At 49.9% G+C, this 22,992-nt stretch carries 17 protein-coding genes; 2 read left to right on the top strand and 15 right to left on the bottom strand.

Translation table 11 applies throughout. The features are described from left to right. Nucleotides 1-96: 96 nt before the first annotated feature. From K3G39_RS05370 to K3G39_RS05340, 8 genes are all read right to left on the bottom strand, one after another. Nucleotides 97-714, bottom strand: coding sequence for a peptidoglycan recognition family protein (locus K3G39_RS05370; RefSeq protein WP_220625156.1), 618 nt, complete (start codon nucleotides 712-714; stop codon nucleotides 97-99). A gap of 46 nt (nucleotides 715-760) precedes the next feature. Then, a complete protein-coding gene (locus K3G39_RS20750; protein ID WP_255594046.1) occupies nucleotides 761-1,360 on the bottom strand; it encodes a polysaccharide deacetylase family protein in 600 nt (199 codons plus the stop codon). A 110-nt stretch (nucleotides 1,361-1,470) separates the two neighbouring features. Beyond that, the gene (locus K3G39_RS05365) at nucleotides 1,471-3,321 is read right to left on the bottom strand and encodes a glycoside hydrolase family 9 protein (protein ID WP_255594017.1); all 1,851 of its coding nucleotides are present in this window, start codon (nucleotides 3,319-3,321) and stop codon (nucleotides 1,471-1,473) included. A gap of 50 nt (nucleotides 3,322-3,371) precedes the next feature. Then, nucleotides 3,372-4,913, bottom strand: a complete 1,542-nt coding sequence (locus K3G39_RS05360; RefSeq protein WP_220625155.1) for a glycoside hydrolase family 10 protein — start codon at nucleotides 4,911-4,913, stop codon at nucleotides 3,372-3,374. Nucleotides 4,914-5,095: 182 nt separating this feature from the next. Beyond that, the gene (locus tag K3G39_RS05355; RefSeq protein ID WP_220625154.1) at nucleotides 5,096-5,872 is read right to left on the bottom strand and encodes a DUF4397 domain-containing protein; all 777 of its coding nucleotides are present in this window, start codon (nucleotides 5,870-5,872) and stop codon (nucleotides 5,096-5,098) included. 12 nt (nucleotides 5,873-5,884) lie between these two features. Then, the gene (locus K3G39_RS05350; RefSeq protein WP_220625153.1) at nucleotides 5,885-7,498 is read right to left on the bottom strand and encodes a SusD/RagB family nutrient-binding outer membrane lipoprotein; all 1,614 of its coding nucleotides are present in this window, start codon (nucleotides 7,496-7,498) and stop codon (nucleotides 5,885-5,887) included. A gap of 31 nt (nucleotides 7,499-7,529) precedes the next feature. Continuing rightward, nucleotides 7,530-10,640, bottom strand: coding sequence for a SusC/RagA family TonB-linked outer membrane protein (locus K3G39_RS05345; RefSeq protein WP_255594016.1), 3,111 nt, complete (start codon nucleotides 10,638-10,640; stop codon nucleotides 7,530-7,532). A gap of 596 nt (nucleotides 10,641-11,236) precedes the next feature. After that, on the bottom strand, nucleotides 11,237-12,508 hold the full coding sequence (locus tag K3G39_RS05340; protein ID WP_220625152.1) for an exo-beta-N-acetylmuramidase NamZ domain-containing protein: 1,272 nt from the start codon (nucleotides 12,506-12,508) through the stop codon (nucleotides 11,237-11,239). A gap of 658 nt (nucleotides 12,509-13,166) precedes the next feature. Between K3G39_RS05340 and K3G39_RS05335 the strand changes: the two genes are divergently transcribed. Then, on the top strand, nucleotides 13,167-14,750 hold the full coding sequence (locus K3G39_RS05335) for a hypothetical protein (RefSeq protein ID WP_220625151.1): 1,584 nt from the start codon (nucleotides 13,167-13,169) through the stop codon (nucleotides 14,748-14,750). 697 nt (nucleotides 14,751-15,447) lie between these two features. Here K3G39_RS05335 and K3G39_RS05330 read toward each other — a convergent pair. From K3G39_RS05330 to K3G39_RS05320, 3 genes are all read right to left on the bottom strand, one after another. After that, nucleotides 15,448-16,071, bottom strand: coding sequence for an alpha/beta hydrolase (locus tag K3G39_RS05330; protein WP_220625150.1), 624 nt, complete (start codon nucleotides 16,069-16,071; stop codon nucleotides 15,448-15,450). A 33-nt stretch (nucleotides 16,072-16,104) separates the two neighbouring features. Then, on the bottom strand, nucleotides 16,105-17,040 hold the full coding sequence (locus tag K3G39_RS05325) for a ring-cleaving dioxygenase (protein ID WP_220625149.1): 936 nt from the start codon (nucleotides 17,038-17,040) through the stop codon (nucleotides 16,105-16,107). A gap of 168 nt (nucleotides 17,041-17,208) precedes the next feature. After that, the gene (locus tag K3G39_RS05320) at nucleotides 17,209-17,745 is read right to left on the bottom strand and encodes a YceI family protein (RefSeq protein WP_220625148.1); all 537 of its coding nucleotides are present in this window, start codon (nucleotides 17,743-17,745) and stop codon (nucleotides 17,209-17,211) included. A 357-nt stretch (nucleotides 17,746-18,102) separates the two neighbouring features. On the opposite strand from K3G39_RS05320, the gene K3G39_RS05315 reads away from it, so the two are divergent. After that, a complete protein-coding gene (locus K3G39_RS05315; protein WP_220625147.1) occupies nucleotides 18,103-19,749 on the top strand; it encodes a UxaA family hydrolase in 1,647 nt (548 codons plus the stop codon). A gap of 86 nt (nucleotides 19,750-19,835) precedes the next feature. Here the strand turns inward: K3G39_RS05315 and K3G39_RS05310 are convergent, their stop codons facing one another. The 4 genes from K3G39_RS05310 to K3G39_RS05295 are packed head-to-tail and all read right to left on the bottom strand — an operon-like array spanning nucleotide 19,836 to nucleotide 22,938. Continuing rightward, nucleotides 19,836-20,534: a LamG domain-containing protein gene (locus K3G39_RS05310; RefSeq protein WP_255594015.1), complete on the bottom strand. Its 699-nt coding sequence runs from the start codon at nucleotides 20,532-20,534 to the stop codon at nucleotides 19,836-19,838. Beyond that, entirely contained in the window at nucleotides 20,531-21,274 is a 744-nt protein-coding gene (locus tag K3G39_RS05305) for a rhamnogalacturonan acetylesterase (RefSeq protein ID WP_220625146.1), read from the bottom strand. The genes K3G39_RS05310 and K3G39_RS05305 overlap by 4 nt, the downstream gene beginning before the upstream one ends. Before the next feature lie 38 nt (nucleotides 21,275-21,312). Further along, a complete protein-coding gene (locus K3G39_RS05300; RefSeq protein WP_220625145.1) occupies nucleotides 21,313-21,756 on the bottom strand; it encodes a VOC family protein in 444 nt (147 codons plus the stop codon). A 21-nt stretch (nucleotides 21,757-21,777) separates the two neighbouring features. Continuing rightward, the gene (locus tag K3G39_RS05295; RefSeq protein WP_220625144.1) at nucleotides 21,778-22,938 is read right to left on the bottom strand and encodes a dienelactone hydrolase family protein; all 1,161 of its coding nucleotides are present in this window, start codon (nucleotides 22,936-22,938) and stop codon (nucleotides 21,778-21,780) included. Nucleotides 22,939-22,992 lie beyond the last annotated feature (54 nt).

Here is a 22,992-nt window from a genome sequence, read left to right as displayed (position 1 = left end):
TGTTTTTTTCATAAATCGGCAAAAACACGCAAATAAGTGCTTTTTATCTTTTGCTATACCTGCAAAAACCCGCAACAGAACTATTGCGCATCATGCCTAGTTGCCTTTAATCAGTTGTCTGAAGCGCGGCAGTTCCGAATACAGGCCGGCGCCGGGGCAGGTGGTTTGGGCAAAATCCTTGTGCGCACCCAGGCTGTCGGCAGGTATAGCATAGCGCCTGGCCAGGGCTGGCACCAGTTTCTCAAGCGTCTTCATCTGCGCCTCGGTAATGGCCTCCTTTTCAAAGTTTCCCTCTACCACTACCAGCAGATGGCCAGCCGGGTCGTAACTGGTATTGGAGTCGCCGGCGTAGTTCAGGTCCCGCGCCTCGCCTACCGCTCCATGTACATCTACATATAAGTGATAAGGCACATCAGCCCAGGCCGGTTTCATGCGACCATCTGCCAAAGGGCTATCCTCCTGTGAGAATTTCTGCAGATTGCGCAGCTTATCCGCCAGGCTGCGGTCGAACAGTTGCGGCACGCCGGTATGATGGATCGTCAGCCTTGTCAGCTGATGCGGCCGCATCGGCAGCACGTGTGCCTTGGCGCCCCACTCCTCCCGCGACAGAAACGTTATACCTTCCGGTATAAGCGGCGCATCAGAAGTAACTGCCGGCTTTTGGCAACTCATCAACCCGGCAAGGGCACACACCAGTATCAGTATTTTTTTCATCCGGTTCTGTTTTTTTAAAACGCAGGTATAGCGCACTACGCTGTCATTACTTGCTTTGCTCCAGCAACTCGTCCAGCCGCACAAATTGATAGTTTTTCTGTTTCAGTATGGTCAGCATTTCGTCCAGCCGGTGGTAGAACTTATCCTCCCTTTCTGGGTCTGTGCCGATGTGCAAAAGCAACATAAAGCCGTTCATTCCGTTCCTGTCTTTCGCCTCATACCTCAGGATAGACTGCAGTACTGTTTCCGAGTCCACATACCTGTTTCCCATCTCGGGGTAGGTATAGTCGGCGGCGGAGCGGGTGCCCGGAGTAAAGTTCACCAGTTGCAAATCTTCCGCTTCTGTCCAGTTAGTAATGCTGCGGTTGTACCATTCGTAAGGCGGCAGAAAGTAAGGCGCGTCCGACTTCTTCACGCCAAAGGTTTCCATACGCTCGTAATTTTTCTGCAGGTCTTCGCTGAACTGTCGCTGTGTCACTAGCAGACTGTCCCGTTTTGTCCAGTCACAGTAAAGCAGGTGCTCGTCAGAATGCGCTCCCAGGTAATGCCCGTCGTTTTTCAGATCCCCAATCAAAGTTTTGAAAGCCGGATTCCGGTAAAAGCGACCCGTGAGAAAGAAGGAGGCTTTGGCCTGGTGTTTCTTCAGCGCTCTGCTGATGACCTCGCCTCCGTCTGCAAACTCATCTCCGGTAAAGATCAGCGCAATTTGTCGGGCAGTCGTGTCGCCCCGGATAATCGCTCCGTGGCTGTCGACTATTACTTTTTTGCCTGTCTCCCCTCCTGTGAGCTATACTCTTTGGCTGCCAGCAGGTATATCAGCGAAGCGGTCCCGTCCATCGTCGGCTCATTGGTACTGTAGTCACCGTAATCGTCGTGGTATACCACCAGGTCAGACTGGAATTCGGCGTACTCGTCTGGCTCGTACAGATGTATGCCGATGAGGTTATTGTAGATGTTGCCATAAACAGGACCATCGACCAAGCCGCCGTCAATCGGGAATTTGTGCAGGTAGGTGAAGGCCGAGTGCGGATCTACGGGTGTGTCGCCGTTGGCGGGCAGGCCGTAAACCATGCTTGTTCCCCACGGGTTCAGCCCGAAGAGCCAGTCGAAGTTGGCCTGCTCGAGTTCAGCATAGGTTTGGTCGCCACTCATTTGGCGGTACAGAAAACTCTGGATCGTAAAAGAAGTGGTCAGGTTGTTGGAGCACCAGATAAAAGGCACGCCCCTGTAAAATGCGTTGTTCTTTGCCTTGGCGTATACCCGCTCTATACCTTCCTTGTAGAAACCAATCAGCTCCGCCTTTGTCTTTTCATCCGATTTCTTGGCCAGCTCAAAGTGCCCGAAGTTGTGGAATGGATACCACTGGTAGTGACGGGCCGTATCGGCGCCCAACCAGGGGGTTACCTTCTCCTGAAGACCAAAATCATAAGCCTGCTTAAAGAATTCCTGCTTTCCGGTTAACTGATAAAGCGCTGCAGCACCCAGCTGCATGTCGTCTACCCAGCTGTCTTCTTCATAAAAGTAAGGGGCACGGTTCGGAGCGGTCTGGCTGACACCCGGCTTGTTGAGTCCGAGTTGGTAAGCTGATCTGGCTTTTTGCCCGAACAACGTGGCCAATTGCTTGTCCTTTGTATCATAGAGTTGCGAAGCCAGGGCGAAGGCGCTTGCAAATTTACCGGCTGTAGAAGCCACACCTGTCGCGCGGTTCTGGAACTTGCCCAATCCCTGTGGTTCGCCGGTAGCAAAGTATACCGGACGTGCACGCCCCATCCCGTAATCTACACTATCGTGGTTTGGCAGGCGCATTTTCTCGTGGTCGCGGTCATCGGCCAGTTGATTGAACAGCCAGTCTTCGCGCGGATGTAATTTCAGGAGCCAATCCAGTCCCCATTTCGCCTCGTCCAGCACATCAGCCACGCCATTCGTTCCTTCCAGTCCATTGGCTTGGTGCTTGTCGGTAAATACACCCGGGAAATCGCGGTAGGCTGCCAGCAGGTGGTAAGTAGCGTTAGCTGATGTGGTCGCATACTGCAGGTAATCCGAAGCATCGTGCCAGCCGCCGGACACATCAATGATGGTGCTGTCGGGCATCGGACCATACATGGTATAGCCGTCGGCGGTGTGGCAGGAGTCTTTCAGGTATGGGTTGAAGCCGCTGCGCTGCTGTCGCATGTAGCGCAGCGCAAAGTCAGCTGTACCTTTGTACACGTCCTCACCAATCCGAAACTCCGGCGATTTGGCAGCACCGGCCTGTAGGAAGTAAGTACCCGGCTTGTTGAATTCCGTGAACTGCAGTCGGTAAGATTCCTCAAACGGACCGTATGCCCCGAAAGCCTGACCAGCCTTGCCTTTGTATACCACTTGGCCAGAGGCTGCATCGACCAGCTGGAAACGCTTTAGTTTTCCTTTCGACTTGCTTCCCCATACGGCTACCTTTATACCTGCCGGGGTATAGCCCAATTGATTAATGCGAATCCAGGCCGGCCCTTTGGCGGCTATACCTGCTTCTTCAAAATCAGGAGTGGCCTTGTTGGAAAAAGCGATGGCATTGGCCGTCACGATCAGGGCAGCTAGGGCCAGGGTTAGTATTGTCTTTTTGCTGTTCATGTTTTCGCGCTTTTACAGGACATTTTGGTTATACTATGGAAGCCTCCACCTTAGTGCAGCTTTTTCAGGTATACATTAGAAGGAGCGCTCTCATTTTTGAGGCGGTCGATCGAAGTAACCACGTATTTGTAAGTCTTTCCGCGTTCGGCCGTCTCGTCATAGAAGCCCATCTCGTAATCGTTAAACTGAATGTGGCGTATGTTGCGGGCATGCTCGAGGTTGATCGGCTCATTCTCATCGAAACGGTATACCACAAAACCATACACATCCTCTTCCTGATCCGGGTAATCCCATCTGATAATTGCTTTGCGCAGACGAGGGAGAACGAGCAGGAATTTGTCTTCGCGCAGACTCACGGGCTTGGCCGGCTTGGCCATACCTAACCAGGGCATGACAGGCTGCAGGGCAGGATAACGGTACAGGTCATGCTGCAGCGAATCGCGGAAACCTGCCAGGTTGTTGGTGAGCGAGCGCGAACTGAAGTACACACTGCCCTGTACCCGTGGGTTTTCACGCAGGTAACGCACCTGGTTGGGCAGTTGCTGCCGGTCACGCCAGCCCTCGCGGTCTTCCATGGCACGGTAGGCACCCTGACCTATGTATACATGTTTTCCGTTGGAGTTGGCAGCCCACCAGTCAAGCAGTTTGTCGTAAGGCGCCGGGGTATGGCCAAAGGGGAAGTAGAGCTGCGGGTTAATATAATCGACCCAGCCTTCCTGCACCCATTTGCGGGCATCGGCATACAAAGCGCTATACCCTGACAGGCCGTTGCTCTCCGAACCCATCGGGTCTTGGGTTTTGTTGCGCCAGATGCCAAAGGGGCTGACACCGAACTTCACATGCTTCTTTTCTTTCTTTATTTCTACTGACAGGTCTTTGATCAGTTGGTCCACGTTGTTGCGGCGCCAGTCTTCTAGGTTTGCTATACCTTGTTTGTGTAGCATGTAAGTAATCGAGTCGGGCAGGGCGGTTTTACCTGGGTAGGGGTAAAAGTAGTCGTCGAAGTGAATGCCATCGATGTCGTAGTTGCGCACCACATCCATGATCACATCCACGAGGTAGTGGCGCACCTCGGGCAGGCCGGGGTTAAAGTATTTTTTGTCGCCGTAGGTAAAGAACCAGTCAGGCTGAATGCGGGAGATGTGCTCGCTGCTTACCAATGAGTCAGCCAGGCTGGTGGATGCTCTGTAAGGGTTGATCCAGGCGTGCAGTTCCATGCCGCGCTTGTGTGCCTCTTCGATGGCAAACTCCAAAGGGTCGTAAAACGGCTCGGGCAGCGTACCTTGCTTGCCGGTCAGGAACATACTCCACTGCTCACGTCCTTTGGCATAAAAGGCGTCGGCTGATGGGCGCACCTGCAGCATCACCGCATTTATACCTGTTTTCTGGTGGGAGTCGAAAATATCGACCAGTTCCTGCATCTGCTGTTGTGAGTCTATGCCCTGCTTTGGTTTAGAGGGCCAGTCGATATTCTGCACGGTGGCGATCCAGACGCCTCTGAACTCACGTTTTGGGGGTTGCTTTGTAACTTGGGCAAAAAGGCTGACTGAGCTAAGCAGCAGCATGGTTAAAAGTGTAAAGTTTCTAATCATTGTTCCGGTTGGGTATAGGGGTGGCTAAAAAAAAGCCCTCCGATAGGTTTAGTAAAGGAGGGGCTCTTTCATGGTAAGAAAACTATTCGTAAGCTAATCTATCACTATTTACATTTCAGTGCCGGCAAATTGCAAGCATATTAACAATGCCCGGAGTACAACTACTCCGGGCATTGCAGAAGTTACCTGTCTCTTATCAACACTCGGTTGGAAGTGGCTGGTGTTAAGGTATAATCACCTCTGGTATAGAGCGTGTATACCCGGCCTCCTGTTGGCGCAACGCCAGTCATGGTGGTGTAAGGTGTTTCAGAACCGGCAGCGTATATCGGAAAATCATAAGTGCCTGGTTCTATCTCTACATAAGCGGTATTACCTTTGTAAGCAATGTTGGTTCCAACCGTGATAACTGTCTCCGGTGTTTCGACAGTGGCTTTGCGAACAGCCTTCACGTCAAAGTTAGTAGGAGCGTCCACCATCACATTCACAAAGCGGATATAGGCTTTTGCGTTGTTAGGAACTGGCAGCTCGTCCTGCACCAGCAGGGTTTCAAAGGCTCCTGCTTTACCAATCAAAAAGGCAGAATAAGTTGCCCCGTTGTTCAGGTTGACAGGTGCATTAGAAACCACGTCGGCAGATCCTCTTGCTGATGTAGTATCAATTATCTGCAGGTTGTAACTGCCCCCTGACACGTTGGCATAGCCATACGAAGCCGGGAAAACAGCCGTACCGCCATAGCTCAGGCCTGTTACAATTCCTCCGCTGGTAGGAGCCAGTGCCGTGATCTTGCTGTTATCGAGGTACATGTTCACCATTGGGGCTTGCTGCGCCGCGTGGACCAGCTTAATGTGTGCACCCGCAGTTACCGGTTCATAATGCTCTTCAATCGCATTTTCTTCGCAGGCGCTCAGGAAGAATCCTGTTGCCAGTATCGCTAATGATTTTATTGCTAAATTCTTCATCTTAATTTCTGCTTATTCTTTAGTGAACCACATCTCATAAGTATGGTAATCCTGGTTAAGACCGCCTACTTTTTCCAATGCACTAACATTCCACATATACTCAGAGTTATATCTCGGTCTGAAGCGCTGTGCTGGCTGGCCCTGGTTCAGGCCATACAGTGGATTCGGCAATTCAAAGCCGGTAAACACTTCACCGCTATAGTCATATCTTCTAAGGTCAGACCAGGTCTCCACAAAGCCCCAACCCCACTGCGCGATATACTTTTGCAGCATGATCTTCTGCAATGTCAACGTTGCCGGGCTGGTAGGAATCAGTTCTTCGCTGGCCTCATACGCCTGTCTTCTCTGGGTATAAACAGCTGCTTCGTCTTCTGGTGTGTTGGAGTCATTTACCACGTAGCGCTGCACAAAGTCAAGGTGAGATTTCACACCCTGGGTATAAGCATCCAGTGCGGTTTGCTTATCTCCTTTGATAAACGCAGCCTCTGCCTTGATGAACTGAAGCTGTGAGAAAGTCATGATCGGGAAGCGCTCGTTGTTACCAAACAGGTATTTGTTCGGAGTAGTGGCTGGTACCACATCGGTAGGCGTGTTCCAAAGGTTTCTTGGACGCTTCGCTACCTCATACTCTGTTACACCTACAGTTGGAGTTACGCCTCTGTACTCGCCATCCGGAGCCTGTGACAGCATCACCGGTAAGCGTGGGTCGTTCATGTGCTGGTCAGCAAATAATTCCATAGGGTCCTGACCGATAAGTGCCTCGTCGCGAAGCGATGGGTTGGTACCATCCAGCAGGCTTACAATGAACTTAGACTGACGGAAGGTGTTCAGGTTACCTCTTCTCGGGCCAAAGAAATTCGTATCGTTCGACACGGCTCCTTCGAAGCGAACAGATGCATCATCCGCGTTACTTGCCAGTGACTTGTTAACGTACTCAATCACTTTGTCAGGATTGTAGGAAGCCTTGTTGCTCAGGTGATGCTCGTTGATAGCCAGCAAACCATAGGCAAACTTAAGCCATTTGGTACGGTCGCCACCATAGATCAGGTCTCCTCTGTTCAGCTGAGAATTCGCTACGTTACCATCTGTTCTTTCCAGGTTCTGGATAGCCAGCATGGTCAGGCGTCTTACCTCTGCGTAAATCTCTTCCTGCGTATCGTAATCGAAGCTGGTTCTGCCTGGCTCAAACGCCTGCGACACGATCACCTCTCCGTGGTAATCCGTCAGGATCTGCCAGCCGAAAGCTCTTAACACGTAGCCTACGCCTGCAAAATCCCACTTCTCTTCCTGCTCCGCTCTCGCGATCATATCCGTCAGGTTGGCGCCCATGCTGTAGTAGATAGCTCTCCAAAGCTGACCAGAAGCATCACTACTGGCAACAAAACCATGCTGATCCCACACATCGTTTGCCGAGATGTGGTTCCAGTTCTGTACATACTTGCCTAAGTAGCGCGCATCAAACTGTACGCCCAAAGCAAGCTCGGACTGTATGGCCGGCAAATAGAATTGCGGGGCCACTACCTGATCCGGTCCGTTCGGGTTGGTGTTTACGTCCAGGTAACTTTCGCAGCTGGTTGTAGCAAACAGGCCCGCGGTTAATAAAGACGCAAAAAATATCTTCTTCATTGATTTTTCTCTCTTTTTCATTGCTCCTTAATTAAAATCCAATGTTTACACCGAAGTTAATACCCATTGGCATTGGGAAGTTACCGTAGTCGAAACCGGCACCACCACTACCGCCAACGGCTGCAGAGTTACCATTTACCACAGGGTCCAGGCCAGAGTAGTTGGTCAGAATAAACAGGTCCGTTGCTGTCACGAACACACTACCTGACTTGATGAACTTCGCGTTTCTAAGCAGCGCTGTTGAACCAAGGTTATAGTTAAGTGTGATATCGCGCATACGTACCCAGTTGATGTCTTTTTCGATGAAATCAACTTCAGGAAGCCCAAACGTAGTAGACCAGAAGTTCGCGTCACGGGAAGGATCGATTGTGATCGTGTTACGGGTTGGATTGTCTGTGTTCTCCAGACCATCTTTCATTACACCCTGGAATACAACCGGCTCATTACGATCGAGCGTTCTCTTGCTCAGACCACGAGCAGTCAGGAAGTGCTCGGTACCATTGTAGATGTCTCCACCTTTTCTGAAATCCAACAGGAAGTTAAGGGAGAAATTCTTGTAACGGAAGCTGTTTGACAGACCAACTGTGAAGTCTGGCTGACGGTCGCCTACTACGACCCAATCAGTTGTGTTTCTTACAGGGTAGCCGTTTGATGGGTTGATCAGCAATTCGCCTTTGTCGTTACGCTCGTAGTCAAAACCAGTGAATGTGGTAAGCGGACCACCTGGTCTTGCACCGTTACGCACGTTTCCGTACAGCCAGGTATCTGACAAATAGAACTCGTTCACACCTGATGGCAGGGTAAGCAATTCGCTCCACAGGTGCGTGAAGTTAGCCAACACATCCCACTGGAAGTCCTGCGAAACGACAGGCGTTGCGTTAAACTGCAACTCTATACCTTCGGTTTTCATCTCACCGGCGTTGAAAGCCTGCAGTACGAAACCTGTACCATAGCTCAGTCGCATGTCACGCACGATCTGGTCTACTGACTTCTTGTTGAAGTAAGTCGCGTCGATACCGATACGGTCGTTAAAGAACTTCATCTCCGTACCGAACTCGTAAGAAGTCGTCATCTCCGGTCTCAGGTTCGGGCTAGGGCCGGTGAAGGCGTAACCAAAACCACCGCCTGTTGTAACCTTAGGCTCCAGGAAGGCACGGATGCTGTATGGGCTGGCGTCTTTACCAACCTGGGCAATAGAACCTCTCAGTTTACCATAAGACAGTACATCTCTTATACCTGCAAATGGTGCAAGTTCAGTAAAGATAAAGCTCACGGAAGCAGATGGATAGAAGAATGAGCGGCTCTCAACTGGCAACGTAGAGCTCCAGTCATTACGGCCGGTCAGGTTCAGGTATAACAAGTCGTTGTAGTTCAACGTCAGGTTACCGAAAGCACCCACCAGGCGTCTCTGGTACAGTCTGTTTCTGCCTCTGTGTGTTGTTCCGTCTGTGTTCTCAATTGAGTACAGGTTTGGAGCCAGGAAACGTTCGCCGGTGATAGCCTGCGTATAAGTGTTCTGGTCTCTTACCTCGCTACCCACTTTAAGGTCTGCGTGGAATTTATCACCCAGGAAAGAGCGGTTTAACTGCGCATAATACTGCACGTTGAAGTTACGGGAGTTGTCCAGCGACTGATCGAAGATACCGCCTCTCGACACACCGTAGTTAGACTGCGGGTGACGCACCATCGTAATTTTACCGGTGGAGAAGTCGAAACCAACGTTACCAACAAACTTCAGCCATGAGGTTGGATCAATGGTCACTCTGGCACTTGTGATATAACGGTTGTTAACGTCGTTAATCGTGTTGTTGTTGATGTTGAAGAACGGGTTTTCCACTTCGCTTGAGCTGGTCGAGAAAACTCTTCTTTCTCCGGATGGCGTCAGGTAAATGCTGGCATCATCGTTAGATGGCCAGTTAAGCAAGCCCAGCAACGGACCACCCGCACCTTTAAAGGCAGAGTTGTTGTCGGAGTAGGTATAGCTAAAAGACACATCAGTAGAGATATACTTATTCAGCTTGGATGTAATGGCAGAAGACAGGTTCAACCTGGTCAGGTCTGTACCTGGCACAAAACCTTCCTGATCTGTAATAGAGCTGGAAACACGGTATTGTGTTTTCTCTGAACCTCCTGAGTATGACAGGTTATGACGTTGTGTGAAGGCTGTCTGGAAGAAATTGTCTACGTTATCATAGAACTGTGTTCCTTCAGGGAAAGGAGCGCCAAAATAAGAAACGATGCTCTCTGTTCCGTCTGATACACCACCAGAACCTCTGTCGTATACCTGCTGAATTTCAGGGAATTTCGTGATACGGTCTATTCTAAAGCTGTTGCTGTAGTCTATCTGGCTGGTACCGGCCACACCTCTTTTGGTTGTGATCACGATAGCGCCTGAAGCAGCATCAATACCATATAGAGCAGATGCTTCCGGGCCTTTCAGGATCGTGATGCTCTCGATGTCCTGTGGGTTGATGTCGGCACCTCTGTTTGTAAAGTCAGTTGAACGGTTATCAAGTGACGTGGCAGAGTTTGCAGAAGAAGCGAAGCCTGCTGTGTTAAAGGTATTGTTGTTGATCGGTAATCCGTCTACTACATACAGTGGCTGGTTGCTACCGCTTAGCGAGCTTACCCCACGAATCATGATAGAAGACGAAGAACCTGGCAAGCCGGAAGTAGTGGTTACTTCCACACCCGCCACACGACCGGCAAGGCCGTTCACAAAGTTCTCGCGCTGTGTCTGGGCAACGGTAGATCCTTTAACTTCTGTTACGGCATAACCAAGGGCTTTCTTTTCCTGCTTGATACCAAGGGCCGTTACTACTACTTCGCTCAGGCTTTCAGAATTCGCCTGCATGGCCACATTGATTACTGTGTTGGTACCTACAGGTCTCTCGGCGGGCTTCATACCTATAAAGCTGAACACCAGTACATCAGTTGGAGCTACCGAAATAGAGAACTTGCCATCCGTGTTGGTATTCGTACCACGCGGCTGGCCTTTAACGGCTACCGTTACACCTGGTAGCGGGGAATTGTCGGAGGCGGCAGTTACCGTGCCGGTTACAGTCGTGCTCTGGGCATTGGCTGTAAAGTGAAACAGGAGGAAACATATCCCCCATAGGTAACAGTGTAATTTTTTCATCATAACTGCGTGGCTATTGGTTAAGATTATTGTGGGTTGATTGATTATAGGTTAATAGGTAAAACATAAAACTCATTCTTTCCAGACCGCCGGCTCTGTACTAAGGCAAAACAACTTTGCATAATACAATTTAGCTAGTATCAAGCACACCTTATTATCCGGGTATACATTAAACTCAAATTAAAACTAATAAAAAAGGGTAACAGCGCACAGGTTATTGCAATGATTTTAACTAAAAAAGAAAAAAGCAGCAACACATACTTATACGTAAAGACGCAAATTCACGCATATAAAATTAAATATTTTTTATATATTTTTAAATAATTATTTCAATTTAAAGCATCATCCGACTAATATCCGCTCCTACTGTCTTTAAAGCTGCACGCATGCTTATATCTGATGTTATACCATTAATCCAAAAACGCACAATTCGGCAAGAATCATTTCACTGATCAAATAGCTGCAGGAAGATGCAAACCTTGTTATCGGGGCATTTCCGGGGCGCAGATCCTGTCATAAGACAGAACACATGATCCTGAGCCGGCTATTGATTCAAAAAATCAGGTCCCGAAATGTTTCAATCTGGCAGCGCTTTGGCATCAAGGGTATAGCAGGTAGTTTTTGCGCATTTGCTTATACTGACTCAGCCCTGGCTCCCAGCTCTGGCGAATCTCTTCTTCTGAGGCCCCTGCGATGATCTGCTCTTTAAACTTTTTGGTGCCCGCAAGTCTGTCAATGTTACCGATCTGATTGCTTTGCGACTGGTCGAAGAAGCGCTCTTTATCCGGGTAAGCCTGGTAAAGCTCGATCATCCAGCTCAGGTTAATTCTGCCAGTCTCCCGGAACGTGCTGACATCGTAATTTCGCAGATCAAGTCCGTAGCAGACCTGGTCCTGGTGCAACGGTGTTTCGGCCATTCCTTTTATACTTATAGGGGTATAACTGAAGGTGTATTTATCCTTCATGGCCGGATGCCCCATTACCGTGAAAGGAAACTGCGTGCCACGTCCGTGATTGAAAATTGTACCTTCAAAAAGACAGGTAGAAGGGTATAGCAGAATGGATTGTTGTGTGTTTAGATTAGGCGAAGGCCATACGGGTAAGGTATAAGGCATGTCGTGGTCATAATTTTTCACCTTTACGATGTTGAGCTTGCACTGCACGCCATTTGCCAGCCACTTTTCGCCATTTATCATTTGGGCAAACTCTCCCACCGTGAGGCCATGCGCGATAGGTATAGGGTGTATGCCGATTCCCGATTTGTTTTCCGGCTCCAGAATAGGACCGTCCACCATAAAACCGTTCGGATTAGGTCTGTCCAATACCATCAGCTCTACTCCATTTTCGGCGCAGGCTTCCATCACACGGTGCAATGTAATAGTATAGGTATAGAAACGGGTACCCACATCCTGAATATCAAAGATCATAAGGTCTACATCGGCCAGGTCTTCTTTAGTGGGCTTGTTGCGTTTGCCGTAAAGCGATACCACAGGTATACCTGTGGCAGGGTCCACGCTATCCTCTACTTTTATGCCGGCGCTGGCATCGCCTCTGAAACCGTGCTCCGGACCAAATACTTTTACTATATTCACCCCGAGCGCATGCAAACTGTCTACACTCAGCTTGTCACCGATAATTGAAGTCGGATTCACCACCATCCCGACGCGCTTGCCTTTCAGGTATGGAAGGTAGGCCTCGGTCTGGTCGGCGCCGGTCACGATGGGAGCCTGGGCAACATCAGGTTTTGCGGTTGTGCCGCTCTGCGCAGCCGTTGCCGTTTCCTGCTGCTGCGGCGCCTTGCATGCGCCTGCTGTCAGGAGCAGGGCTAGCGCACTGTTTACCAGCACTTTTACTTTAATGGAGTTATACATAGTAACTTGATTACGTTGGTAGCCTTCTCCTTCTGCAAGGGTTGGCGAGAAACTAAATACGCAACTTTATGCAGCCTGCAATCGCATTTCGGCTATTTCCTTCACTAATTAACTCATAATTATTTCTATATACCAAATTTTATGCATATTATTTTATCAAATCCGCAAAAACATGCATTAAAAACGTTTCTCAATTAACATTTTGATAACCCGTAAAACCAACGTGCAGGTATAGCACGGCTCTGCCCGCTTTCATAAATTTCGCGTGTTGTGATCATCTTCAGGCAGGTAAATACAGATGGCAGTCCATAAGCGGGTAAAAGTAAAACGAGCCATACCAGAAGAATAGGTATAGTTCAATTTTCTAAAGCATTTCTCCTGATCCTAATTCAAAAAAAGCTACTTAAAATTTTAGCGGAGGGGCGGCTTTGATAAAGGCAGAAGTCTTTGCTAACTTAGAGGCTTCTAAAAGAGCATGTTCAAACTCCATTATCCATACAGCACACACTTTGCAACGGCAGCCACCATTCGCTACCTCAGGTCACGCTGTAATACCAGGCGGCTTTAGTACTATTCCGGAGCCCCAGCCCTGTCCCATATTTAGGACAACAGAACGTTTAAGCATTCTCTACGCACCCTATTGCACAATTCACCTTATATGAAAAAGAGTCTACTTCTTTTTTCTCTTCTGGTACTCCTTATCAGCCAAGCAATTGCCCAGGACGCAGCCTCCGGCAAATCTTCCAGGTCTTCTGCCATCAAACTGCAATTTCCGACTGACCCCGGCTGGAATGTGCTCAAAGAAGGGCAGCAACTCGAGTTTGAAGTGCAGGCCACTGGCGGCACGGGCACGGAGTTCAGGTATAGCATCAAGCAAGGCAAGGTCGAGGGCATGGTCTTCGACTCGCTCGGTTATTTTTCCTGGACGCCAAGCTACGACTTTGTGGATCGCCTGAGTGGCGGACGCATCTTGCAGGTGATCTTTGAGGCCCGCAACGAAAAAGACGAGAGCACCAGCCAGGTCGTGGACTTTAAGGTAGAGCACGTAAACCGCCCCCCGGTGGTTGGCGAACTGAAACCACTCTATGTGCGCTACAACACCCAAAATACGTATACTATTGAGTCGGCAGCCGTGCAGGACGAAGACGAGGACCCTATTGTTATTGTGGCCATTGCCGACGGTATGCCCGAGGGAGCTAAGTTATCGGCACAGGGAGAGTTTACCTGGAAGCCTTCGCTCACACAGTTCAACCGCCTGCGCAACAAGCCTATTTCGGTGGAATTTTATGTAGAAGACCAGCCTGCCAAGGCACGGACAAAGGGTTCTTTTAAAGTAGAGGTAACGCAGCAGGACCTGCCCCCTACCCTGCAGATGATTCCATCGCAGAAGCGCTTTGAGTATAAAGAGGACGCTACTGTGAACATCAAGTTCCAGATCTACGATCCGAACGGTGAGGCAGATATCGCTTCTTTTAACTTTATCTCGACGAATACCACTGTGCCGGCTACGGCCCTGGTTAAAAATACGCCTTCGCAGTACGAATTTATCTGGAAGCCAGGCTACGACTTTGTGCGCGACCCGCTCGACTCAGTGGCTTTCGAGATGACTTTTTTTGTGCTGGACAAATCGAACAAACGCGACGAGCGCACCGTGTCTTTCACAATTCTCAACGCCGTGAACGAAGGCGAAAAAGACCAGAAACTCTACAACGAATACCGTGCTGCACTGGTGCGTGCCTGGGATTTGATGGAGCAGCTCAAGGAAACCGAAAAGGACCTGAAGAAAAAGTATAACCGTGCCCGCAAAGGCAAAAAAGGCCGCTCGCTCGCCAACGCCTCTATGGGTGCTGTAACCGGCGTGGCCCCTGTAATTATAGACGAGCCGTCCACCAGCAAAAAGATCACAACCATCGGCGGCACCACCGTCATGACCATCGGCACGCTGGAAGCTACAGAGGTAATCGGCCGCTCTACCAAAGACCTGGTGGAACGTCTGAATTACATCATCGAGAAGCGCAACGAACTGCAGACCAAAGGCGATGTTTTCGCCCGTAAATATGCGCTCAAATCGTCGCGCCGCAAGCCGGAGTTTCTGAAAGATGTCGATGACTTTGTGGCTCTGATGAACCTGAAAGGCTTGGTTGCATTGGAGCTTGATGCCAGTTGGAGCAATAAGAATAAAGCAAGCGACGAGAATATCTCCAAGACGTTTAAGGATTTCGGTTACGAGAGTCAGAATTAAAGGAGCTTAGGCTTGTGCAGGAAATGCTGTGGCAGGTATAGCGAGTTGTGCTACCAGGTATAGTTGGTCATATCGCTAGTTTAGTGCTAGCACAAATGTTGTTGTACAACGGGCCAATTTGTAACTAGCGTAGCAGAGCTACAGGTATAGCACACTAACTTGTTTTATAGCTTCGCCTGTGCGGTGGGCACTCACTTTTTTCCTTGATGGGGGTAGGGGCCCTCGATAATGAAAAAATAGAGAGCCCCTACCCCCAGTAAGCAAAAAGATCAAGACGCTTTTAAACTCGCTGACCGCTCAAACACAAAATCGTCAAGGGTGCACCTGGCAAAGCGATCTGTTTCATAGTTTCAGTGCAAGTTAATCTTGCTATACCTGCCAGTGGTATTTTCTACGAAGCTATACCGGAAATTGAGCAGCCTTAGGGATTTTCTTCTTGAGGGGCAGGGGTATATTAAAACAACTGCTTAACCTTCCTTGAATCAAGATCCTTTCACGATGACATAAAGAAAAGTAGTCGCCGGTAAATTTCCTGGCGTCAGGAGGAAGCCAATCGCTCTCAATTTCTCCTCAACAAAGGCAATTGAACTGATTGCTGTAGTCAAACCCACAGAGCTTAGTCCTTCTTCACAAAAAAAGCTGAAAGCGAACCATTGCGGTGCTTTCAGCTTTTTTCAATTTTAGCCAAACTCTAATCTTAGGAAGCCAGTATCTTTCTGGCTAGTTCCAGTTCTTCGTCCAGGATGGTATGCGGACGCCCCGGGTATACCTTACGGGTCACTATTGCGCCCATACTTTCCAGCTGCTTCACGGTTTCGTCTACCCTGCTTACCGGCACATGCGGGTCCGGGTCGCCAGTCGAGATGAGCACAGGTGTACCTTCGAAATTGCCTTTGTAGTTGCCTGTGTTCAGTTCCTGCCCGATCAGGCCGCCTGTGAAGATCAGCAAACCACCAAAGCGTTGTGCATGTCGACTCGCGTATTCTGCTGTGAGACAGGCGCCTTGAGAGAAACCTGACAGGTAGATGTCTTTACTTCCTATACCTTGCGCCAGTATATCTTGCACTGTTTCGTCGATCAACTCCAGAGCTGAGTCAAGAGCAGGCTGGTTCTGCTCTGCCGGTGCCATGAAGCTGTAGGGATACCAGATGTTGTTTGTGGCCTGCGGTGCGAAGCACGTGAAATCATCGGCACCCAGTTCCTGCGCCAGCGGCAGTATGCTCGCTGCCGTAGCCCCTCTCCCATGTATCAGGATCAGTGCCTTGCCTGTTTCAGACAGCGGTTTGCCCTGCGTGCGAATTTGCTTTTCGTGTGTGTACATGCTATACCTTTCGTTCAGTTTCTGTTTATTAGCCTAAACCAGACTCGGCAATACCGACTCAATTTTAGACCTGTGCGGCTCGTACTGCGGTGGCAGCAAAAGCTTCTGACCCAGCTCTTCTACCGGTTCGTCAATCGCAAAACCCGGGTTGTCTGTCGCAATCTCGAACAGCACGCCGCCCGGCTCACGGAAGTAAAGCGAGTAGAAGTAATTGCGGTCTATCTTTTCGGTGATGCTGAAACCCTTGCCCGCCACTTTCTCCCGGAATCGCATTAGTACTTCCTCGTCTTTTACCCGGAAAGCAATGTGGTGGTTGGTGCCTGCGCCGCCTTCGCCACGACTTACATTCGGATTTTCTACGATATCGATGATGTTGGCGCCTTCCACCGCATCGGTGCTATACCTGTAGCTGCTGCCTGTCTGGTCCTGCAAGGTATAGCCAAATATATCGGTCAGAATAGCGGCTGTCTTTTCGGCTTTTTGCAAAGTCAGGGTTACGTTGTGGAAGCCTTTCGTAGCCACGTCAGCCTTCACTTCCTCCGTTTGCCAGGGCTTGCGGTTGTCAGCATTCTTAGGAATCACTAACTCCAACAACAAGCCGTCCGGATCTTGGAATGGTAGGAACTGCTCTCCAAACTTCTCAGCAGGGCGACCATAGCTCACACCATATTCCTCGAAGCGCTTCATCCAGAAATCAAAACTACCTTCGGGCACGGCGTAGCCGATGTGCGTAGCCATACCTGTGCCGGCCTTGCCACGGCGTGCGCCCTGGTATGGAAAAAAAGTCAGGATGGTACCCGGACTGCCTGCCTCATCACCATAATAAAGGTGATATGTGCCGGGATCATCAAAATTGACCGTCTTTTTGAGCAGCCGCAGCCCTAGTACTTGGGTATAAAAGTCCAGGTTGCTTTTCGCCGAATCGGCAATAGCCGTGATATGGTGAAGCCCTAGGATTCTGTCTTTCATGGTATTATAAATTAACCGCTTACAAGGTATACGCGAGGTGAAAAATTTCATGTCATTTCAAACACACCCGAAACGTTGGTCGAAGCGAGCAAACCCTGAGAAATCTGGATTTCAAAACGCTACTACTCCAAATCTCTCATTCTATCCGAAAGGACAACTGGATTAGCCTTAGGCCTGCTTTACCAACTGTATTTCAGCCTGCAGCTTGATCTCGTCGCTTACCACCACGCTGCCCGCTTCGGTTACGGCATTCCAAGTCAGGCCGAACTCTTTGCGGCTGATCTTGCCTGTTAGTGTGAAACCAGCTTTGTGCTGTCCGTAAGGATCTACTACCGTACCGCCAAACTCTACATTCACTGTTACCGGCTTGGTTATGTTGCGGATGGTCAGATCGCCATGCAGTTTATAGTCGTTACCGCCCACGTTTTCGTAGCGTGTACCCACAAAACGTACTTCCCCATGATTCTCGGCATCAAAAAAATCGGCTGACTTCAGGTGCGTGTCGCGCTGCTCGTTGTTGGTGCTGATCGAGTTCACATCGGCTGTGAATACAATGTTGCCGGCTCCGTTAAAATTCTCATCTTCGCTCTCCGCTTCAACCGTGAACTTCTCGAAATAACCTGTCACCGTTGTGATCATCAGGTGCTTTACTTTAAACTGTACTTCGCTGTGCGTTGGGTCAACTGACCATCTTACGTTTGCCATAATCTTAATTTTATAATTGTTTTAAATGTTTCTCTGCTGCAAATCTACAACAAATGTATAGACTTTAAATGTATATACATCAATTATTTTAAAAAGGTTTCCTATACCTTCTATTTTAGTGATTGTGCCTACCATATAGCGGCATTTTACATAAGCTGCCACAACTACCGACGAGTGCAACAAGCGCAGTTGCCAGGCCAAAGAGCATAAATCGCTTTGGTATTCCCTCATTACCTGGTTGCCTTATTTCTTTCTGAAATTTATACCTTATCAGCAGGTATAAATTTTCATTTTACCAATTTAGTTTGTATACTTGTCCTAATGCGCAATCGATTGCACAGAACTAATTGAACCAGCATGGCACACAACACATTAAAAATTCATCCGGAAGACAATGTACTCGTGGCCCTCACCGACTTGCGGGAAGGCGATGTGGTAGAATTTAATGGAAAGCAGATCGGAATAGTAGCGAATATACCTGCCAAACATAAGTTTGCGGAGCAGCCGCTGGCAGCAGGGCAGGAAATCATTATGTATGGCTCACTCGTGGGGAAAGCCACAGAGGCTATACCTGCGGGCGGCATCCTGACCACAAGCAATGTAAAGCACCAGGTTTCGGGCTTCACTGGCAAGACCAAAACTATTGACTGGCAAGCTCCTGACGTGTCGAAGTGGGTAGACAAGTCGTTTATGGGGTTCCATCGGGCAGACGGACAGGTGGGTACTGGTAACTATTGGTTGGTGATTCCGCTGGTGTTCTGCGAAAACCGCAATGTAGAAACTATCAAGCAGGCCTTTATGGAGAATCTGGGCTTTGGGCAGCAGGATCTTTACAAGGAATATGTGCAGCAAATGGTGGAACTCTACCAGGCTGGCAAAACCGATGAAATTGCGACGCTGCCTTTGCAGCCAAACTCTCCCAACGGACGCCACCGCGTCTTTGAAAACATCGACGGCATTAAGTTTTTGACGCACGAGGGCGGCTGCGGCGGTATACGTCAGGATTCGGATATGCTTTGCGCCTTGCTGGCCGGCTACATCCACAACCCCAACGTGGCAGGCGCCACCGTTCTGAGCCTCGGATGCCAGAACGCCCAGGTACCGATTCTGGAAGAACGCATCAAGGCGCTTAACCCGAACTTCTCCAAACCACTCATCATTCTGGAGCAGCAAAAAGAAGGTACCGAGCAGCAATTACTCACGCAGGCCATCCGCCAGACGTTCCTGGCGCTGGTAGAAGCCAACAAACAAACCCGCGAGCCTGCACCACTTAGTAAACTGGTCATCGGCATGGAGTGCGGCGGTTCTGACGGTTTCTCGGGCATCTCGGCCAACCCGGCCATTGGCCACGTGTCGGACCTTATAGTGGCGCTGGGCGGCAAGTCAATACTATCTGAGTTTCCGGAGCTGTGCGGCGTAGAGCAGGAAATAATTAACCGCTGCGTTGACGACAAAACCGCCGACCGCTTCGTGCACCTGATGCGCGCATACGCCCATGCTGCTGAAGCTGTTGGTTCAGGTTTTGACATGAACCCGAGCCCAGGCAACATCAAAGACGGCCTGATTACAGATGCCATTAAATCGGCGGGCGCGGCTAAAAAAGGGGGTACTTCGCCAGTGGCAGATGTGCTTGACTATGGCGAGTATGTTGTGCAACCAGGCCTGAACCTGCTCTGCACACCCGGCAACGACGTAGAGAGCACCACAGCCATGGCAGGTTCCGGCGCCAATATGATGCTGTTTACAACAGGACTGGGCACGCCCACAGGCAACCCGATCACACCTGTCATCAAGGTATCATCAAACACAAAACTGGCTGAGCGCATGCCCGATATTATTGACGTAGATACAGGCCCTGTAATAGCAGGCGAGAAAACCATTGAAGAAATGGGCGAGGCCATGCTGGATTACATCATAGAAGTAGCGAGCGGCAAAAGCATCACAAAAGCGCAACTACTGGGTCAGGATGACTTTATTCCCTGGAAACGCGGCGTGTCGCTATAAGACTTCTGCCCGAAATAGATAATACTTGAGTTTGTTTAATTGGTGAAAAGGCCAGTTCTTCCTTGCGAAGGGCTGGCCTGACCTATTTATTCTGTTCTGAACCAAACTTCCCGTATAGCACCCTTAAACCAGGACCTTTTGTCCATGCGGGTACCAATGGAGGTATAGGCGCTATCGGCGATGGGCAGGTACTCGATGGCCCCGGATACTTCTTCCTTTCCGTTCACAAAACCCGAGAGTACGCCGTCTTTGTAACGCAGTTTAATAGTAGCCCATTCATTAACAGGATGTGTTTTAGTTGAGTCGAGCAGGGTGAGGCTGGCCTTTTCGGTGCGCATAAAGAAGTCGGCATACCATTGCTGTTTGTTGTTCAATCGCAACTCGATGAGGATGCGCCGGTCGGGGTTGTCGGGCTCCTGAATGTGCAGAAAACGTTGCTCCACATTTGCAGGGTAGGCCGCAGCAGGCTTAAACACCACTTCTATCTCGAAAGCCCTGGCTCCTGCTATGGGGTTGGCAGGCACGCGCAATCCATCCTGTTCGCCGTCAAAAGCGACTGACTTGCGCCCTTTATCAGCAGCCACTACGCGGGGGGCGCCCCATACCTCGGGCACATGCCCTCCTATTTCTTCCAGCGTATGCAGCTGCCAGACATGCATCAATGCCTCTCTGGGCAGGGGCTTTTGGGGTACGCACGCCACACAAGCGAGCGCAAGCAATCCTAACAAAGCCGCGGCTATACCTGGGTTATACCTTGTGTTTCTTTTGTTGTGGGCAGCTTTCATTTTTTCACAACCTTATCTGCCAGTGGGAGTTTGTTTTCTTTGATGCCTGCAAGTACTAACTGCGCCATCAGCCGTGCGCCATACTCGTTAAAGTGCGTGTTATCGTCCTTGCCGTCAGGATAATTGGGGTGCTCGCCCGGTGCCAGTTGCAGGTATAGGTGCTTCGAGCCTTCCATACCCAGGCGCTGCAACAGTTGCTGGCTTTGGCGGTCAAGGTCAATAAGCGGCACATTTTGTGATTTGGCTACCTCCCGCACAATGGCGGCATAAGTATCGTGTGTACCCACTATCTTACCCGCTTCGTCGAACTGCCGACGGGCAACGGGAGTGAGTAGTACAGGTATCGCCTGCTGTTTTCTGGATTCCTGTACAAAGCGGATCAGATTTGCCCGGTACTGGTCTTTAGGGGTATAGCTTTTTTTCGTCTCTACTTCGTCATTGTGCCCGAACTGGATGAACACATAATCGCCGGCCTGCAGGTTATCGGCTACAGGTTGCCACAGGCCCTCCTCTATAAAAGTACGGGTGCTGCGACCGTTTTTCGCCCGATTATCCACGGTTACACTGCTATCGAAGAAATGCACAAAAGGCATCCCCCACCCTGTCTCCGGGTAGGCTTTCGTATCTTTAATGGAAATGGTAGAGTCGCCGATCAGGTATACCTTAATGGGCTGCTTTGGCTGCTGCTGCGGAACGAGCGTGATCAGAAGTATGGAAGTTATGAGGAGTATCAGTTTCATAGAGGTAAGTAAGGTGTCAGGGAAAAGATACAAAAATCTCAGAAAGAAGCATTAAGCATTGCTCGCGACCAGGTATAGTGGCTATTTTTTTCAGTTTCCGCTAACATGGGTTTTCCCCTTTTGCAAAGCTGCACCGCAAGTCCCCAGGGATCACGCAGCATGACCAAATGCGAGCCGTCCTCCAGGTGCTGCTCCGAGGCAAGTGTGGCTCCGGCTGCCATCAGCCGGTTTTTATCAACAGCCGGATCTTCTGACACAAAAGCCAGGTGTATCAACAGCGGATTCATGTCACGGTAAGGCGGTACTTCGTCAGCAGGGTTCAGGTATATTTCGATCATGACCCGGCCGCTGTCATCAGCCAGGAAAGTCATAAAAGGTGCCTGCTCCATCTGCCGCACAATTGTCATACCTAAATGCTTCACATACCAGGCCGCCATGGCTACCGGGTCTTCTACATTTAGGGCAAAGTGTTCTAATTTCATAAAGGTATTCTTTGTTTGTATTTATTTCAGCCACTTCTCCAGCCATTCAAAAGCATCTTCCTGCATGGCGATGGTCATGGAATGGGGCACGTCATAGTAATTGCATTTGAATTTATCAGTTGCTTTCATCTTATCATAGATGGCTGTCAGTTTATGCTCAGCGGCTTCCATACCTGCCGGATTAAACAACTTATCTTGCTTGCAGTTCATGACCAAAAGCGGGCGCGGCGCATTGAGCGAAGCCACGTCCGGCAGATCAAGGTACAGGTTTTGGCGGGGCACGTACATCATCCAGGTATGGCGGGTATGATTGCGCAGCATGTGCTCAAAAGTAGTGGAAAAAGCGGCCACTATACCTGTCTTCACCCGGGCATCAAGTCCGAAAAGATACGTGCTGCGCAAGCCGCCGAGCGACAGTCCGATGCAGCCAATCCGTTCAGGGTCCACCTCCGGCCGCGACAGCAAGTAGTCGATCGCTACCCTGTCGCTTTGCACGATCATGCCCAGCCAGGTAGTGCCCGCCGCTAGCACTGTTTTGTTGATAGCTGCCTCATGCCCGTTGGCAAATTTGTTATACACTTTGATATCTTCGCTTCGGTCACCGGTCAGCTGCTTGCGGTAGTTCTTTGTCAGGTCGTCACTCACCTGCTCCGGGTCCAGTTTTTGGGAACCGAAGTAAGGCGCATCCGGTGAAAGCACGATAAAACCCCTCTTAGCCAGCTCATCGGCATAGGTTCGGCCTTCGTACAGGTTCTCGATGTAAGTCTGCAGCACTTCTGGTTGATCATCAGTCAGGCTGTGCTTTTCTTTGCCAAAGAAGTAAAATCCGCCATGGTCGTGCAGGGCGATTACTGCGGGTGCTGGCTTGCTCAGGTTGTCAGGTATAAGCAGGAAGGCTTCGGTTTTCTGATGAGCACTTACGTTATACCGAACCAGATATTGGGTATAGCCGTCTCGCTTGGTCGTGCTGATGATCTCACTCTGCAGCGGTACAGGCTCCGGGTTATAGGCCAGCAGTTCCTGCAGCTTGCTTTTTGCCTCTTTGCGCCACTTTTCTGTATTGCGGTGTTTGCTGTTCAGGAACGAAAGGCTGCTGTTATTTTCACTGGCGTGCGACTGGAGCAACGGGTAGAAGTTGCCCACATCCGACTTCTGCGCCACGGCCGTAGTAGCCATTAGCATCAGCCATAGGTATACCTTTGCTGCTCGCCTACATACGTTGCTTATTTTCTGTAC

Origin of the sequence: Pontibacter sp. HSC-14F20 (assembly GCF_019599265.1) — a bacterium.
Taxonomy (GTDB): domain Bacteria; phylum Bacteroidota; class Bacteroidia; order Cytophagales; family Hymenobacteraceae; genus Pontibacter.
This window is presented reverse-complemented; position numbering and strand designations above follow the sequence as displayed.

Bases quoted from the DNA above. Each gene is read 5' to 3' on its own strand.
- K3G39_RS05365 (WP_255594017.1), bottom strand. From the start codon at position 3,321: ATGAACAGCAAAAAGACAATACTAACCCTGGCCCTAGCTGCCCTGATC.
- K3G39_RS05350 (WP_220625153.1), bottom strand. From the start codon at position 7,498: ATGAAGAAGATATTTTTTGCGTCTTTATTAACCGCGGGCCTGTTTGCT.
- K3G39_RS05370 (WP_220625156.1), bottom strand. From the start codon at position 714: ATGAAAAAAATACTGATACTGGTGTGTGCCCTTGCCGGGTTGATGAGT.
- K3G39_RS05355 (WP_220625154.1), bottom strand. From the start codon at position 5,872: ATGAAGAATTTAGCAATAAAATCATTAGCGATACTGGCAACAGGATTC.
- K3G39_RS05315 (WP_220625147.1), top strand. From the start codon at position 18,103: ATGGCACACAACACATTAAAAATTCATCCGGAAGACAATGTACTCGTG.
- K3G39_RS05340 (WP_220625152.1), bottom strand. From the start codon at position 12,508: ATGTATAACTCCATTAAAGTAAAAGTGCTGGTAAACAGTGCGCTAGCC.
- K3G39_RS05295 (WP_220625144.1), bottom strand. From the start codon at position 22,938: ATGCTAATGGCTACTACGGCCGTGGCGCAGAAGTCGGATGTGGGCAAC.
- K3G39_RS05305 (WP_220625146.1), bottom strand. From the start codon at position 21,274: ATGAAACTGATACTCCTCATAACTTCCATACTTCTGATCACGCTCGTT.
- K3G39_RS05300 (WP_220625145.1), bottom strand. From the start codon at position 21,756: ATGAAATTAGAACACTTTGCCCTAAATGTAGAAGACCCGGTAGCCATG.
- K3G39_RS05325 (WP_220625149.1), bottom strand. From the start codon at position 17,040: ATGAAAGACAGAATCCTAGGGCTTCACCATATCACGGCTATTGCCGAT.
- K3G39_RS05310 (WP_255594015.1), bottom strand. From the start codon at position 20,534: ATGAAAGCTGCCCACAACAAAAGAAACACAAGGTATAACCCAGGTATA.
- K3G39_RS05320 (WP_220625148.1), bottom strand. From the start codon at position 17,745: ATGGCAAACGTAAGATGGTCAGTTGACCCAACGCACAGCGAAGTACAG.
- K3G39_RS05330 (WP_220625150.1), bottom strand. From the start codon at position 16,071: ATGTACACACACGAAAAGCAAATTCGCACGCAGGGCAAACCGCTGTCT.
- K3G39_RS05360 (WP_220625155.1), bottom strand. From the start codon at position 4,913: ATGATTAGAAACTTTACACTTTTAACCATGCTGCTGCTTAGCTCAGTC.
- K3G39_RS05335 (WP_220625151.1), top strand. From the start codon at position 13,167: ATGAAAAAGAGTCTACTTCTTTTTTCTCTTCTGGTACTCCTTATCAGC.
- K3G39_RS05345 (WP_255594016.1), bottom strand. From the start codon at position 10,640: ATGATGAAAAAATTACACTGTTACCTATGGGGGATATGTTTCCTCCTG.